12 protein-coding genes are annotated in these 13,675 nt (G+C 55.6%); 7 read left to right on the forward strand and 5 right to left on the reverse strand.

All coding sequences use genetic code 11. The annotated features are described in order from the left end of the window. Positions 1-103: 103 nt before the first annotated feature. Positions 104-826 (forward strand): cytochrome c biogenesis protein CcdA, encoded by a 723-nt coding sequence (locus Q0683_RS05955; protein WP_298612200.1) that lies wholly within the window; start codon positions 104-106, stop codon positions 824-826. 312 nt (positions 827-1,138) lie between these two features. On the opposite strand, the gene Q0683_RS05960 is transcribed toward Q0683_RS05955, so the two are convergent. Continuing rightward, complete coding sequence (locus tag Q0683_RS05960; protein WP_298612197.1) at positions 1,139-2,311, reverse strand: F420-0:Gamma-glutamyl ligase; 1,173 nt, start codon at positions 2,309-2,311, stop codon at positions 1,139-1,141. A gap of 76 nt (positions 2,312-2,387) precedes the next feature. Between Q0683_RS05960 and Q0683_RS05965 the strand changes: the two genes are divergently transcribed. From Q0683_RS05965 to Q0683_RS05975, 3 genes are read left to right on the forward strand one after another with little or no spacing between them, the layout of a single operon-like run. Next, complete coding sequence (locus tag Q0683_RS05965; protein WP_298612194.1) at positions 2,388-3,164, forward strand: DUF1350 family protein; 777 nt, start codon at positions 2,388-2,390, stop codon at positions 3,162-3,164. 48 nt (positions 3,165-3,212) lie between these two features. After that, complete coding sequence (gene trpB / locus Q0683_RS05970; protein ID WP_298976780.1) at positions 3,213-4,451, forward strand: tryptophan synthase subunit beta; 1,239 nt, start codon at positions 3,213-3,215, stop codon at positions 4,449-4,451. 29 nt (positions 4,452-4,480) lie between these two features. After that, positions 4,481-6,529 (forward strand): cation:proton antiporter, encoded by a 2,049-nt coding sequence (locus Q0683_RS05975; RefSeq protein ID WP_298617222.1) that lies wholly within the window; start codon positions 4,481-4,483, stop codon positions 6,527-6,529. Here the strand turns inward: Q0683_RS05975 and asnS are convergent. From asnS to Q0683_RS05990, 3 genes are all read right to left on the reverse strand, one after another. Then, positions 6,526-7,914, reverse strand: a complete 1,389-nt coding sequence (asnS, locus tag Q0683_RS05980; protein WP_298976783.1) for an asparagine--tRNA ligase — start codon at positions 7,912-7,914, stop codon at positions 6,526-6,528. The two genes, Q0683_RS05975 and asnS, sit on opposite strands and share 4 nt — an antisense overlap. 11 nt (positions 7,915-7,925) lie before the next feature. Next, entirely contained in the window at positions 7,926-10,319 is a 2,394-nt protein-coding gene (locus Q0683_RS05985; protein ID WP_298976785.1) for an endonuclease MutS2, read from the reverse strand. A 68-nt stretch (positions 10,320-10,387) separates the two neighbouring features. Beyond that, positions 10,388-11,344 carry an FHA domain-containing protein gene (locus tag Q0683_RS05990; protein ID WP_298976787.1) on the reverse strand — a complete coding sequence of 319 codons (957 nt, stop codon included), beginning with the start codon at positions 11,342-11,344 and terminating at the stop codon, positions 10,388-10,390. 195 nt (positions 11,345-11,539) lie between these two features. On the opposite strand from Q0683_RS05990, the gene Q0683_RS05995 reads away from it, so the two are divergent. Beyond that, positions 11,540-12,016, forward strand: a complete 477-nt coding sequence (locus Q0683_RS05995; RefSeq protein ID WP_298616374.1) for a Dps family protein — start codon at positions 11,540-11,542, stop codon at positions 12,014-12,016. Between the two features lie 25 nt (positions 12,017-12,041). On the opposite strand, the gene Q0683_RS06000 is transcribed toward Q0683_RS05995, so the two are convergent. Beyond that, the gene (locus Q0683_RS06000; protein WP_298976789.1) at positions 12,042-12,380 is read right to left on the reverse strand and encodes a hypothetical protein; all 339 of its coding nucleotides are present in this window, start codon (positions 12,378-12,380) and stop codon (positions 12,042-12,044) included. 361 nt (positions 12,381-12,741) lie between these two features. On the opposite strand from Q0683_RS06000, the gene Q0683_RS06005 reads away from it, so the two are divergent. Both Q0683_RS06005 and Q0683_RS06010 read left to right on the forward strand, forming a co-directional pair. Beyond that, positions 12,742-13,137 carry a roadblock/LC7 domain-containing protein gene (locus Q0683_RS06005; RefSeq protein ID WP_298616369.1) on the forward strand — a complete coding sequence of 132 codons (396 nt, stop codon included), beginning with the start codon at positions 12,742-12,744 and terminating at the stop codon, positions 13,135-13,137. 36 nt (positions 13,138-13,173) lie between these two features. Continuing rightward, positions 13,174-13,675: ATP/GTP-binding protein (locus Q0683_RS06010; protein WP_298976791.1), on the forward strand; the 502-nt coding region annotated here is incomplete at its 3' end.

The raw sequence follows: 13,675 nt of genomic DNA on the forward strand, positions 1-13,675 counted from the left end.
GTGACCCTAGAAGAGGTCAATCAGACGCTCCAAGAGCTGATTGATCCCGACCACCTTGTGATTGTGACCGCGGGTCCTGCGGTGTCCTTTAACCCCTAAGATCATGCTCAACCTCAGCCTTAGCCTCTACCAACTGGAACAGTGGGCCAACCGATGGGTGGCCGGTCAACTGAGTCACCTCACGCCAATCAGTATAGGGATTGTCTTTCTTGCAGGACTCCTCACCAGCCTTACCCCCTGCACCCTCTCAATGCTGCCGATCACAGTTGGCTACATTGCCGGCTATGCCACAAAACACAATGGCTCTGTAATTCGTCAATCCCTCTGGTTTGCGTTGGGGCTGGCAACCACCCTGACGGTGTTGGGGATGGTAGCTGCCGTTGCCGGTCGCATCTATGGCCAAGTGGGATGGGGATTGACCCTCTTTGTCAGTGTGGTGGCGATTCTCATGGGATTGAACCTGCTCAATGCCCTACCGCTGACCTTGCCCCGCAGCCGCTTCCTGGAAGAGTTGCCCGATCGCGTTCCTGCCGCTCTACAGGCCTATACCCTAGGGGCAACCTTTGGCTTGGTGGCAGCCCCCTGTAGTACCCCCGTCCTGGCAACCCTGCTGGCCTGGGTGGCCAAAACCCAAAAGCTAGGGGTGGGGGCAGGGCTGCTTTTGGCCTACACCAGCGGCTATGTGGTGCCCTTGATCTTGGTGGGAGCATTCAGTGGGGCATTGCCAAAGCTGCTGGCACTGCGGCAGTGGTCAAGTTGGATCCCAACTCTAAGCGGCGTGCTGCTAATTGCCTTTGGCGTCTTTGCCCTAGCCACTCGGCTGTAAGCGTTCAAGGCACCTTCGGAGTAAAATATTCTCTCGGCATCGAGATTTTATCAAACCCAGTTGCCGCAAGGTGTGGCTGAATTCTTAGCAGATTTAGAGGTGATTGCAAGTTCCCAAAACGGGCTTCTGGAGAGGTTTTTGCCACTCTTGCTGTCCCCGATCTAAAATTTTTACGAAAATCATTTCCCCTAGATGCTTGCAGATGACCTGTGCTCTTGTGCTTCTAGAGCACGTTTCAGACGGGTGCACTGCTGGGATCCTTTCCCAGCCGAATGAATGGAAACCTCAACGGAAAGGAAACGAAAGAACGGTTTAGGGACGGATGAGCACAATGGGGGTTTGCTCATCGGCGTTGCCGGCGGGATTTTTCTTAAGGGCAGCGGTGAGGAGTTGAGGCGAGACCCCTGGGCTGGCGGCAAGAACTTTAACTGCGCCTAAGTCATTGACATCCACAATGGCAATGCCCAAACCTGTTTTGGCGGCAAGGTCCTCTGCGATGGCTTGGGGGTTGACCGGTCCCATGACAATGAATTGATCGTAGGGAGGGAGGGTACCTGTCACGTCATCAATGAGGCGGGCTTGTTCACCGGCCAGTTGATAAAAGCCCCCCTTGTGGCCAAAGACTTTGGCGATCGCCCCCCCCACAAAGGCCAAGAGCACCCGCAGCGCTCCCACTTCCTCTACAAGGGCTTGCATACCACAGGCCGTGGCCAAACTGGAGGTGGGCAGAAAGAACTGACATACCCGTGTGGCTACCCAGCCGGGGCGAAGCTGAGCCGGATCCTTAAGGCGGCCTTGAATAATGGCAAGGGGCGTTTCCCCAATGGCCACAATATCGCCCGCCTGAGCATGGGGCATAACGTAGCGATTCAGCACCTCCAGGGGGATATCCAAAGGCGTGAGCAAATGGGTGCGAATGGGCAGTACTTGACACCCTTCCGCTTGGCGCCACACGCCCACTTCTCCCCGCGCAGGAAACTTAAGGGGAATAAACTCATGGTGGGTTTTAGCAAAACGACCGTGGGGGCCATAGGCAACGTAGTGAATCTTGACCCAAGCCGCCTTGACTTGGCTCACCCCAATCCCCTGCAAATCCACACAGATTTCAACATTCGTTTGCTTTGTGGACTTGACGATGTAGGCAAACCAATAGCCATCGGCACGGGGAGGAAACTCTGGCTCTGGATGGCGCGGTATGACCTGCACCTTAGTTTCAATCGTCTCCACACTGCCATCGGACAATAGCACCACCTCTGCCCGCAGCTCCGGCACCATGACCTCAATTCCACGGTGGGGATTACTCAGCCCCAGTAGCCCCACAAACCGATAGTGGGTTGGTTCATAGATTTCGAGATTCCAACTGGCACGAATGATCTCTAGGGGATGCGCCGGCCGGCGGCGATACCGCCATTCCAAACCCGCGGCGACCAGAGCAGCGAGGGTTCCGAAGGCTGCTGCACCAATTCCGACAACTGTTGCGATCATCCCGTGTCTTGTACCATTGCATTTCCCGTATTCGCTAGATTACTAGCAGTTGGGCATTTTTGGAGGGACTGGATTGTTGGAGTGGCAAGAGATCCGCGGCAACTGGCTGTGCTTGCCCCAGCGCCCGCTGGGGTGGATCCACTTTTTGGGCGGCGCCTTTGTGGCAGCAGCACCGCAAGTGACCTATCGGCGCCTGTTGGAGTACTTGGCAGAAGCGGGCTATGGCATCATTGCCACCCCCTTTGTGAATACTTTTGACCATGGGGCGATCGCCCTTGAGGTGCTCAACAAACTGGACTATGCCCTCGATTGGCTAGTGCACCGTGGCGGCTATCCACCGGCGCTGCCCATTTACGGCCTTGGCCACAGTATGGGCTGCAAGCTCCATTTGCTCATCAATAGCCTTTACGATGGCGATCGCGCCGGCAACATTTTCTTGGCGTTCAACAACTACGCCGCTGCCCAGTCCATTCCTGGCTTAGACAACCTGCCCCCCGTAGGCGTCGAGTTTAGCCCCACCCCCGCCGAAACCGAAGCACTCATCCAGCAGCGCTATCCTGTGCGCCGCAACCTGCTCATCCGCTTCCAAGAGGACGACATTGATCAAACCCCCCGCCTGCGCCGTCTCCTCAGGGCAAAATTTGGCGATATGGTCACCGCCTTGAAACTGCCCGGCAATCACCTCACCCCCCTCAGCCAAGGACTCAGGTGGCAAGTCGGCCCAGAGTTTTCACCCCTCGATGCCGTTGGCCAGTGGCTCCAGCAAAGCCTCTTTCCGGAAATGCAGGTTCTGGAGGCGTGCCTAGTAGAGTGGCTAAATCCCTTGGGGACTGCCCCCCGTTGCCGCCCGTAACGTGGCACAATCGCATAAAGACCCCTTGAGCAAGAAAGGAAGTTGCCTGTGACTGTTGCCTCCTCCCGTGCCCTCAGTGCCGCTGCTCGCCCCGATTCCCGTGGTTACTTTGGTCGCTTTGGGGGCAAGTACGTACCCGAAACCCTCATGCCTGCCCTCAGTGAATTAGAGGAGGCCTTTGCCCACTACCGCCAAGACCCTGCCTTTCAAGCCGAATTGCAGCAACTCCTGCAAGACTACGTGGGTCGTCCTAGTCCCCTTTACTTTGCCGAACGCCTCAGCGCCCACTATGCCCATGCCCATGCCCAGCCGCACATTTATCTCAAACGGGAAGACCTCAATCACACCGGTGCCCACAAAATTAACAACGCCCTCGGTCAAGCCCTCCTGGCTCAACGCATGGGCAAACGGCGCGTTATCGCCGAAACCGGCGCCGGCCAGCATGGAGTCGCCACCGCAACAGTCTGTGCCCGCTTGGGTTTGCAATGCGTCATCTACATGGGGGTGCAGGACATGGAGCGGCAGCGCCTCAACGTGCTGCGGATGCGCCTCCTGGGGGCAGAGGTAAGACCTGTCAGCGCAGGTACAGGAACCCTCAAGGATGCCACCTCCGAAGCCATTCGCGACTGGGTGACCAATGTGGAGACAACCCACTACATTTTGGGGTCGGTGGCCGGTCCCCATCCCTACCCCATGATTGTGCGGGACTTTCAGGCGGTCATTGGGGCAGAAACACGGCGGCAGTGCCTTGAGAAATGGGGCGGGCTGCCCGATATTCTGCTGGCCTGCGTTGGCGGTGGCTCCAATGCCATGGGACTCTTTCATGAATTTGTCGAAGAACCCCACGTGCGCTTGATTGGGGTTGAAGCGGCTGGCCAAGGGCTAGACACAGGTCACCATGCCGCCACCCTCACCAAGGGAGAAGTGGGGGTGCTCCACGGCGCCATGAGCTACTTGCTGCAGGATGAAGAGGGGCAGGTGGTGGAGGCCCACTCCATTAGTGCCGGCTTAGACTATCCGGGGGTCGGGCCAGAGCACAGCTATCTCAAGGACATTGGGCGGGCAGAATACTACAGTGTCACCGATGCCGAGGCTGTGGCGGCCTGTGTGCGCCTTGCCCAGATGGAGGGGATTTTGCCAGCCCTGGAGACTGCCCATGCCCTGGCCTATCTGGAAACCCTTTGCCCCCAACTAACAGGACAGCCGCGCATTGTCATTAACTGTTCAGGACGGGGCGATAAGGATGTGGAAACCATTGGCCGCTACTTTGAAGCCCCGCAAGCCTAGCCTACCCTGAGGGAAGAGCGATCGCGGCCATGGATGGAGCGAACCCCATTTTTGTTTTTACGGTTCTGTTGGCCGTAATCCTGCTGGTTCCCCCGGCCTTTGAGCGATTGCGCCTGCCGGGGCTGGTGGGGCTGCTGCTTGCCGGTGTGATCCTCGGTCCAAATGGATTACAGTTTCTTGACCATGAGAGCGAAACCATCAAACTGCTCTCCGGCATTGGCAAGGTTTATTTAATGTTTGTGGCCGGACTGGAGATTGACTTGAGTCAGTTTCGCAAAACGCGGCATCGCTCGCTAGTCTTCGGCTTTTGCACCTTCATCGTGCCCATTTTAACTGGCATTATCATTGGCCGCTGGTTTGGCTTTGGTTGGAATGGGTCGCTGCTGATTGGGTCGCTGTTGGCCTCCCACACGCTGCTTGCCTATCCAATTGTGCGGCGCCTAGGGGTTGTCCAAAATGAAGCGGTCACCGTTACGATTGGGGCAACGATTTTTACCGATACAGCCGCCCTTGTGGTCTTGGCCATCTGTGTGGGCATCAACAGGGGAGAATTTACGGCGCTGACGCTCATTAATCAACTGGTGACGCTGAGTCTCTACTGCTTTTTGGTACTCTGGGGCTTTGACCGTGCCGGCAAGGAATTTTTCCAGCGATCGCGCGATGACCAAGGAAACCAGTTTCTGTTTATTCTCTTGACATTGTTTGTTGCTTCCGTTAGTGCACAACTGATCGGCGTTGAGCAGATTGTTGGAGCTTTTTTAGCCGGTTTAGCGGTCAATGACGTTTTAGGCGATAGTCCCGTCAAGGAAAAGGTGGAATTTATCGGGGGGGTGCTCTTTATCCCCTGTTTTTTTGTGGATATGGGCCTGTTGATTGATATTCCTGCTTTTGTCAAGACACTGTCCTCCATTGGCATTACGGTGGCGATTGTGGTGGGTCTCATAGGCAGCAAGTTCATTGCCGCCTGGCTTTCTGCCCTGTGGTATCGCTACACCGCCATGGAAATGCTCACCATGTGGTCGCTCTCTTTGCCCCAAGTGGCAGCCACCCTAGCGGCTACTTTAGTGGGGTTTCAGGAGGGGATTCTCACTCAGGACATTCTCAACAGTGTCCTGGTGCTCATGGTGGTGACCTCGATTCTAGGGCCAATGATCACCGCGCAAACGGCCACGCGCATTCCAATTCCCCAGCCCGAACAGGAGGCGATCGAAGAACTGACCCCTTGGTGGGATAGCAGTGAAGACCCCCAGCCCTATCCCTTTACCGTTGTCGTGCCGGTTCAGAATCCCCAAACCCAGCGATCGCTGGTGGAATTGGCCGCCCTGCTGGCTCGCCATGAAGCGGGACGGGTGGTGGCGGTGGCGATTGTCCGTGGCCAAGTGCACATGGATGACCCCCAGCTCGATGCCGCCCTCGATCGCAGTCGCAAACTTGTGCGCCGCGCCGTGGAATTGGCAGTCCCCTACGGCGTTGAAGCCACTGCTGCCATTCGCATTGATGACGATGTTGCCTTTGGAATTAGTCGCTTTAGCCGTGAACAAAACGCCAGTTTAATTGTCCTAGGCTGGTCAGAAACCAGTAGTTTGCGAGCACGGCTCTTTGGCAACCTCATTGAGCAGGTGCTCTGGTCTAGTCCCTGTCCGGTGGCGATTACCCGCCTCTTGGATGCCCCAGAACACATTGGCTCGATTTTGGTGCCCACCCGCGACCTCACCCCCAGTACACTGCGGATTGTCAGTTTTGCCCAAGCCCTTGCCACCGCCAGTCAAGCAAGAGTTGTGCTGCTCCACGTGGTTTTAACCAACACCCCCTCTGAACAAATTGCCCAGTTTGAAGAGGACTTGCGAGAGATTTTACGGGAGACTGGCGGAGTTGGCGGCGTTGACATTAAAACCGTTGCCAGTAACAACATTGCCGCTGCAATCCTCCAAGAAGCCCAAGCATGCGACTTGGTGTTAATGCGCTCAATTCGGCGAGGTACTGCCGGCGGGCTGACGGTGAGTGACATTACGACTCAAGTGATTCAGCAATTGCAGACCTCGATTATCCTTTTTGGCGAACCCCACCGCCTCAGTTAAAACTCGGCATTGCCCGGCGTCCGCGGAAAGGGAATGACATCTCGGATATTGTCCATGCCCGTCATAAACTGCACTAGGCGCTCAAAACCCAAGCCAAAGCCGGCATGGGGCACACTGCCATAGCGACGCAAATCCAAGTACCACCAGTAGGGGGCAGGGTCTAGCCCTTGGCTGGCCAGCCGCTGCTGCAACACTTCCAGCCGCTCCTCCCGCTGTGAGCCGCCGATAATTTCCCCAATTTTGGGCGCGAGGACGTCCATGGCCGCAACGGTTTTGCCATCCTCATTAAGGCGCATATAGAAGGCCTTGAGTTCAGCCGGATAGTCATAGACAATCACGGGGCGCCGGCAGTATTCCTCCGCTAAGTAGCGCTCATGCTCTGACTGTAAGTCCAGACCCCAGGCCACCGGAAACTCAAAGGGACGGCCACTCCTTTCAAGGATTTGGATGGCCTCTGTGTAACTTAAACGGGCAAAGGATTGGCTGGCCATCTGCTCGGCGGTGGCCATGACGCTATTGTCAATGCGCTCCTGAAAGAAGGCCAAGTCCTCCGCGCAGTGGTCGAGCACAGAGCGAAAGACAAACTGCAAAAAGGCTTCCGCCAGCTCCATATCCCCCGCTAAATCACAAAAGGCCATCTCCGGCTCCACCATCCAAAACTCCGCCAAGTGGCGCGAGGTATTCGAGTTTTCCGCGCGGAATGTGGGACCAAAGGTATAGACATTGGTGAAAGCGGTGGCCATAATTTCTGCTTCCAGTTGGCCACTGACGGTGAGGTAGGCGCGGCGACCAAAAAAGTCTTGACTAAAGTCAATTGTCCCTTGGGGGGTTGCCGGTGGTTGGCTCAAGTCTAAGGTGGTCACCGTAAAGAGTTCCCCTGCCCCTTCGCAGTCACTGGCAGTAATGATCGGCGTGTGCACCCAGAGGAAGCCCCGCTCTTGAAAAAATTGGTGAATGGCCATGGCACAGGCATTGCGCACGCGCATCACAGCGCCGAGGGTATTGGTTCGCGGTCGCAAATGGGCAATTGTGCGCAGAAATTCAAAGCTGTGGCGTTTCTTTTGCAGCGGATAGGTTTCTGGGTCGGCAGCCCCCCAAAGGTGAATCCGTTGGGCATGGAGTTCTAGGGCTTGCCCCTTGCCGGGGGAGGGCACCAGTTCGCCGCTGAATTCTGCGGCAGCCCCTGTGGTTAGCTCTTTGACGGCTGGCGTGGCCTCTGCGAGGGTATTGGGAATAACCACCTGTAGCCCGGCGAGGGTTGAGCCATCGTTGAGGTTCACAAAGGTACATTCCTTGAGTTCGCGTTTGGTGCGCACCCAGCCTCGGACGGTCACGCGATCGCCCACTTGACCTCGATGGAGAATGTCTTTAATCCGCGGTTGCATTTGCTGATTCCCTATAACTGCACAATGGTTACTCCCCGACCCCCCTCTTCGGGAGGGGCAAGGGTATAGTTCTGAACGCTGGGGTGCTGATCTAAAAATTGATGCACAAAGCGGCGGAGGGCACCACTGCCATGGCCATGGATAATCCAGACGGTTCCCTCTTGGCGGTTGAGAAATTCCTCTAGGAGGGGTTCTGCCTCGTGGGTGCGCTTGCCCCGCAGGTCGAGGGTACGGCTTTCAGTGCGAATGGCCGGCACTTGCGGGGTTGCCGGCCGCGGCGAGGAATCGGGGCAAGGCTTCTGCTGACTTGGTTTAGAGGGCAGGTGCACCGGTTCTCCCTGCAGGGATTCAACAGCATGGGGCGGCACTGTAAATTTCACGTTCCCCACTTGGATAACCAGATCCCCCTGCCGGCTGACACTGAGAACCTCGCCCACCTGTTGCCATTGGGGCAGGCGCACGCGATCGCCCGGCTGGGGAATAAAGCCAACGGGCGGGGGTGGCGGTAAATAAGTTTTCTCAATTTGATGCAGCGCCGCTTGGGCGGCTTGAACCTGTTCGGGACTGTTCGCCCGTTGCAGTTGGGCAATCACTTTGGCAATTTCCCGTTGAGCCTCATGGAGGGCAGTGCGCACTTGCTCCTCCTGTTGCTGGCGCAGTTGCTGTTGCCGCTGGCGCAGTTGCTGGGCTTGGCCGGCAATTTCTTGGTAGAGGGCTTCCGTGTCGCGCAGCAGCGCTGCCGCCGCTGTGGTTTTGGCCTCCTGAGCTTGGCGTTGGCTCACCAGTCCCAGAATCATCTCATTGACACTGTTGCTCTCGCTACTGAGACAGGCCTTGGCCTCTTCAATAATGCTGGGGTACAGCCCCAACCGCTGGGCGATCGCCAGGGCATTGGATTGGCCCGGAATGCCCCACAGCAGCCGGTAGGTGGGGGCTAGGGTCTGCTCGTCAAACTCCACGGCGGCATTTTCAAAGCGGCTGTCCTGATACTTGAGGGCCTTGAGTTCGCCATAGTGGGTGGTGGCAAACGTAAGACTGGCGTGATCTGCCAGATAGCGCAACAGGGCGATCGCCAGTGCCGTTCCTTCGCTGGGGTCTGTGCCCGCGCCAATTTCATCCAGCAGCACCAGAGTCTTGCCCCCTGTGACCTCTAGCTCTGCCAAAATATCGCGGATATTGCAGATATGACTGGAAAAGGTGGACAGGTTTTGGGTGAGGGACTGCTCATCGCCAATGTCTGCCCAAATGCCCGTAAACCAAGGCAACTCTGCGGGGGCAGCCGCCGGCACATACAGCCCCGCCCTGGCCATGAGGGCTGCCAATCCCAGTGTTTTCAGCGTCGCTGTTTTCCCGCCGGTATTGGGGCCGGTAATCGTGACCACCTTTGTGGGGGGCTGCAATTCAAGATCAATTGGCACCACCCTCTGCCCCTGTTCATGCTGCTCTTGCCAGACCAAGAGGGGATGGCGCAGGGCTTTCAAGTGCAGCCGTGTCTCGCTGACAAACTGGGGTGGATTGCCCTGCAACCAGAGACTGTAGCGGGCACGGGCAACCGCCATATCGAGGCTTGTCAGTACATCGAGCAGATACCACAGATCGTCACTGATGGTGGCCAATTGATCCGAGAGGGCTTGGCAGATGGCACGCTCGGCCTCGGCTTCCTGATGGACAAGCTGTTGCAGGCGGTTTTGCAGCTCAACGGTTTCCTGAGGCTCAATGTAGAGGGTGGCACCACTGGCGGAAAGATCGTGGACAATGCCGGGAATTTGGTCTTTGTGGGTGGCTTTGACTGCCAACACATAGCGATCGCGCCGTTGGGTAACCACTGCCTCCTGAATGGCACTGGTGCGCTGCTGCAAAATCTGCTGCAGGTGCTGCTGGATCTGGGCGCGGCACTGCCGTTGCTGTTGGCGGATCTGCGCCAATTCGGGACTGGCGCGATCGCTCACTTGCCCTTGATCCGTAATACAGCGGTAGATCTCCTGGGCGACCTCCGGGTAGGTGCGGACGCCGGCCACTAGTCGTTGCAGTTCCTGCAGTTGCCCGTGTTCCTCAATTTGCCGCCGCTGTTGTCGCCCAGCACTCAACAGGTGGGCGATCGCTAGGAGTTCGCTGCCCTGCAAGCAGCCCCGATGATCCAACCGCTCAAGAGCAGGTTCAAGATCCGTCACTTGGCTGAAATCTAAGCGCACTTGGTGCACCGTCTCCAAGGCAATGACTTCCGCGGTCTGCGCCAACAGCACTTGACTGGCTGCCGGAGTGCCAGCCAAAATTTCGCCCGACTGCAGCTGACGCATTCCCCGCTTTGTGGAAGCAAACGTTGCCAACTGCTGACACAGACGCGGCCACTCCAGCCGCCCTAGGGATTTATCGAATGCACTAATTTGTGACGCTGTAACAACCAATGTTCGCCATCTGCTGAAAACACTCCTCTCACTGACTGTAGCACTGCTTACCCCTCCGTGCAGCCGTTCTAGAGGACAGTCCCTGACATCTCCATGTCCACTGCGTCTTGTAGTTTCAGGAGGGTACTGGTGAGCGTTTCAGAATTGAGATAGGGCCACCCGATGGCTTGGGCGATCGTTTGTAATCGCTCTGTAATGCTCGTGAGTTCGGAGAACATATTTTCGCGGGGTAAACCCGCAAAGAGTGCTATTGCCCCTTGACTGACCGCCCACTTACACTCCGATTCGTGGACACGGGTGCGCATGCCACTGAGGAGAATGACATTTATTCCTGGATAGTGCTGGCGATACTGGCGACAAAACTCATAGGGATTGGTTTTTGGCATCCCCAAATCCAAGAGCAGTAGGCTGATTTTGCAGTTGAGGGATTCCACATGGGCAATGATTTTTTCTAACTCAAAGTGGGAAGTTGCCCAAATCGTCGAAATCCCTTGGGAGTTCAATACTTCCCGCCACATTTCCCCTTGGGTACGCGAAGAGTGGGTCATCAGTACCGTGACTTGACCCTTGCTCTCAGGGGAGGGGTTGGTGGAGGGGTGAGGACTCGGTACATCCCGCAGGTCAATGTATTCCAGTTCTGACTCCCCAATAGCAATACAATCCCCATGCTTGAGGAGATAGGGTTCACGGAGGCGATGATTGCCAATAAACGTGCCATTCATGCTGCCGAGATCGGTCAAGAGGTAGCGATGATCCGCTTGACGTTCAATGCGAACGTGATGCCGCGAACACCAGCGATCGGGCAGGACAACATCACAATCTTTACTTCGACCAATTTGCCAAACCGGTAACTGCTCCAACACAATAGAACGTTGCATGTAAATTGAATGTAATAACAAGCGGGGGGTTGGTGCCGCTAGAATTAGCTCACTGGGACGCATGAACCCCCGCTGCTGTTCATCAGAGCGAGTCGGCGATTGTAGGTGGGGAACGTAGGTACCGGGGTGGTTGGCCGAAGCATCCATAGGAGCAGCTAAAGAAAACACTAAATTGAGTTGATTAGTATGCCGCTTATCCTAACGCTGTTGAGCAGCAAGGAACTACTTTCATCTTAATGCCAATAGAATGGCAGCAGTCCCCCTGCGGGTTGCTAAAACGTACTCGTTATGAGTATGATTGAGTAAGATAGGACAGTGCAATGACTGTCAAAGGAGACCGCCATGAGTGCAACAACAACCCTGAAAGAGCAAGTGCTGACCACGCTGAAACGGGAACAGGCCAATGCAGTGGTCATGTATTTGAACTACAAAAAGTACCATTGGTTAACCTATGGCCCTTTGTTTCGGGATTTACACCTGCTTTTTGAAGAACAGGGGTCAGAGGTTTTTGCCATGATTGATGAACTGGCCGAGCGTAGCCTGATGCTCGATGGCCAACCCGTGGTAAATCCAGCAGACTACCTAAAGGTGGCAACGGTCACCCCCTCCAGTGACCAACTCACGGTTAAGCAAATGATCGAGGAGGCGATCGCTAACCATGAGCTGATCATTACCGAGATGCACCAAGATGCCGAAATCGCCACTGAGGCCGGTGATATTGGTACCGCCGATCTCTACACCCGCCTAGTGCAAACTCACCAAAAACATCGCTGGTTCCTCAAAGAGTTCTTAGCCAAAGGCGATGGCTTGGTGAACTAATGTCTCTCCCAAGGGAGTTGAGCCTCTAGTTGCGAATCACCCCATTGTAGTTAACAGTGGTGCGTCCGTCAGGCGCCACGGTAACCACTGTTTCAATGCTGGACAGCGGCTGCGGAACTCCGTTCTTGACCCTGTAGCCTAAAATACGAAACGTATAGGAGCCATCTGCGTTACGGACGTAGGGTGCTTGGCGCACAGGTCCGTGCATCGAGGCGTCAGCGCGATAGCGAGTTAGCCCCCCATTGACTCGTTCTGCGGCCTGGCGAGCATAGTTTCGAGCACGAACTAACTCAGCAATACTAGCCACTTCAGAGCTGATTCCTTGGGCTAGGGTGCCAGCAATAGGCACAAAAACGGCGCTCATAAGCAAGATTCCGCCTAGCGTAGCCATTCTTGGTCTAACTGCCCATTGCCAGCGGCTGCTTCCCATACTCCGACTTCCCAAGCGCGCATTACTCAATCATTTTACTGAATGAGTGGGAAAAAGATTTCGTTTCACCATAAGAATAATAACAGAACCTGTTAACATTTTAGATATTTTGTTAAGTTTGCTTAAACTGTTTGCCACGGAACCCTCGGATTCATTGGGGGCAACCTACCATTGAGATAGGTAGGGTCTGACTATTGCTGAGATCTTGAAATAGCGGAAGAGGTGGAATAGAGGGCGTCAGCAACAGGAGGCCTTACCAACATTTATTGAGCTAATTTTCTAGCAGAGGTGCTTTATGGCAATTAACGCAGCAAAACTACAAGCAACATTGCAAAAATTTGTTGCCGATGTCAGCAATGTGCAAGGGGCGGCACTGGTTTCCCCCGATGGCTTGACCTTGGCGGCAGCGCTGCCGGCAGGAATGGATGATGAGCGAGTGGCGGCGATGTCAGCAGCGATGCTGTCCTTAGGTGAACGGATTGGTCGAGAACTGAGTCGGGGTCAAATTGAGCGGATTCTTGTGGAGGGGACGAGTGGCTATGGCATTCTTACTAGCTGTACTGAGGAGGCAGTATTGCTGGTATTGGCAGATGCAGCCGCCAAACAGGGCATTATCAACCTGGAAATTAAGAATGTCATTGCTGAACTGCAACCGCAGTTAACAGGGGGATTGCAATCAGTGGGTGTTTAACCGTCCCTGTCCTTGCCAAAGGAGGAAAGTAGTGCCATGGAAATCATGCGGATTGTCATTACCGGGCCAGTGGGGGCGGGGAAATCTACATTTATTCGCACCATTAGCGAAATTGAACCGGTGGATACGGATCGTAAAGCTACGGATGAGGTGGGGAGTTGGAAAGAGAAAACCACAGTGGCAATGGATTTTGGCCGACTGCAATTTGGTCCCAATATAGCTTTGCACCTCTACGGCACGCCGGGGCAAGAACGGTTTGATTTCATGTGGGAAATTTTGATTCGCAAGGCTCATGCCTTTATTCTCTTGGTCAGTTCCCACCGTCCCCAAGACTTTCGAGCCGCCCGTCGCATTCTGGCCTTTATGCGCCACCGTGCCAAGATTCCGATGGTGATTGGGCTGAGTCATGCCGATAACCCAAATGCTTGGCCGCCGGAGGATATTGCGATCGCCCTGGGCTATCTCAGCCCCCACAATCGCCCACCCATGGTACAGGTGAATGCCCTTGACCAAGGTTCTGTTGCCGCGGCCATGATGA

Source organism: uncultured Thermosynechococcus sp. (genome assembly GCF_938074695.1).
Classification (GTDB): Bacteria; Cyanobacteriota; Cyanobacteriia; order Thermosynechococcales; family Thermosynechococcaceae; genus Thermosynechococcus.